General features: G+C 80.6%; 1 protein-coding gene. It reads left to right on the top strand.

Annotation, left to right across the window (positions count from 1 at the left end; genetic code table 11):
* A partial coding sequence (locus AC1MIR_RS06765) for a hypothetical protein (protein ID WP_480027420.1) occupies nucleotides 1–2,104 on the top strand: 2,104 nt, incomplete at both ends.

The following is a 2,104-nucleotide window of genomic DNA, read 5'->3' as shown; positions in this document are numbered from 1 at the left end:
GCGCCGGCGGGGGGGGCGCCGGGCCCCGCGGGGGGGGGCGGGGTGCCCCCCCCCCCCCCCACCTCCGTCCGGCCCGGCGGCGGCGGCATCGCGATCCGCGCGCCGCTGGCGGTGCCGGCGGGGGGCAGCTTCGCCGTCACGGCGCATACGCTCTCCATCGGCGGCGGCGCGGCCGGCACCGGCGCGCTGGTGGCGCCCTCCGGGCGGATCGCGCTCGCCGCCGACCGGCTGGTGCTGGAGGGAATGCCCGCTTCGGGCATCAGCCTGGCCGCCACCGGCGGCACGGTGACGATCGCGCCGCGCAGCGCCGGCATGGCCATCGCGCTCGGCGGCGCGGGGGCGGGGCTGGCGCTGGATGGCGACGCGCTGGCCCGGATCGGTGCCGAGCAGCTGGAGATCGGTCGCGCCGATGGCGGTGCGGTGACGATCACCGGCCCGGCCGTCCTGCCGGCGGTGCAGACGCTGCACCTGCTGGGCGCCGGCGACCTGGCCGCGCAGTCCGGCGGCACGCTGCAGGTGAACCGCCTGACCGGCGCGCTCGGCGGCAGCATCGCGATGGATGCGCCTGGCGGGCCGCATCAGGTCGGCACGATCGGCGACCTCTCGGCCGGCGGCAGCCTCGCCTTCCGCGGCCAGGGGAGCCTGACGGTGGACGGCGCGGTGCGCGGCGGGCCGGCGGTGGCGCTGGCCACCGGCGCGGGCGGCACGCTGACGCTGCAGGCCGGCGGATCGGTGGCCGCCGCATCGCTCGGCGTGGTGACGCTGGAGGCGGACCGGTTCGCGCTCGGCGGGCCGGTGAGCGCGCCGGGCGGGCGGATCGAGATCCTGCCGGCGACGGCGGGCCTGGCGATGACGCTGGGCGGCGCCGGCGGCCTGTCGCTGCTGCAGGCCGATCTCGACCGGCTTGCGGCGGCGACGCTGCTGCTGGGTGCGCGCGAGGCCGGCCCGGCGCAGGGCGGCAACCTGGCCGTCGCGGGCGCCGCCGACCTCACCGGGCGCGTGGACCGGCTGCGCCTGCGGCTGCAGGGCAGCGTGACGGATGCGGGCGGCGGCACGGGTATCCGGGTGAACCGGCTGGGCAATGCCGCGGCCGGCACCGCGCTGGACGCGGCGGGGCTGGCGCTGCTCGGGGCGGGCAATGCGATCGGGGCGGTGGATGCGTTCCGCAGCGGCGGGGCCTTCGCGCGGGCCCGCGCGGTGCCGCTGACCATCGTCGGGCCGATCGAGGCGGCGGGCGCGATCGCGATTACCGGCACCGGCACGGGTCCGAGCGCGCTGCGCGTGATCGGGAGCCTCGCTTCGGGGACGCTGAACGGCGCGACCTCCGGCGCGCCGGGCCCGCTGACGCTGGAGACGACGCGGGGCGGCCTGACCGTGGCGGGCGGCGCGGTGCTGCGCGCGCGCGACGGCGCGCTCGGCCTGCATGGCGCAAGCGCCGGCACCGGCGGCCTCACGACCATCGCCACCGGTGCGACCGTGACCGCGACCCGCGCGGTGACGCTCCGCGGCGATGCCGGGCTGCTGGTCGCCGGCAGCGTCACCGGGACGAGCGGCGTGGAGCTGCGCGCGACGCCTGGCGGCGGCGGCCCGGGATTCCCCCAGGCGACGACCGGCAGCGTCACGAGCCCGGCCGGCGACATTCGGCTGAGCGTCGGCGGCGCCGGCATCGCGACGCTGGACGGCGCGCTGACGGCGCCGGTCGGCCGGCGGGGCCTGGATGGCGGCGCGGGCGCCGGCCGCGGGCCGGTGCGGGTGAGGGCGGTCACGGGCAATGCGCGGTCGCTGCCGCTGACCGGCCCGGGCAACCGCATCGGCGCGCTGGAGGCGCTGGCCACGACGGCCGGCGGCCTCACCCTCGTCTCGCAGGACCCGCAGGCGATCGGCGGCCTGGTGCAGGCGACAGGGCCGATCGCGCTGAGCGCCCCGGCGCCCACGATCCCGGCGGGCGCGCCGCTCTCCGCGGCCGGCCAGCCGATCACCCTGACCATCGCGGGCGAGATCCAGGCCGATGGCCGCGTGGCGGGTGCGAGCCTGACCGGGCGCGCCGGCGCCGGCGCGGCCCGGGGGGGCCAAGCCCGGCCCCCCCGCGCGGCCGCCGGGGGGG

The organism is Falsiroseomonas sp. RANM36 (genome assembly GCF_056682175.1).
Note: the sequence above shows the minus strand (reverse complement) of the source record. Positions and strands in the feature narration are given on the sequence as shown.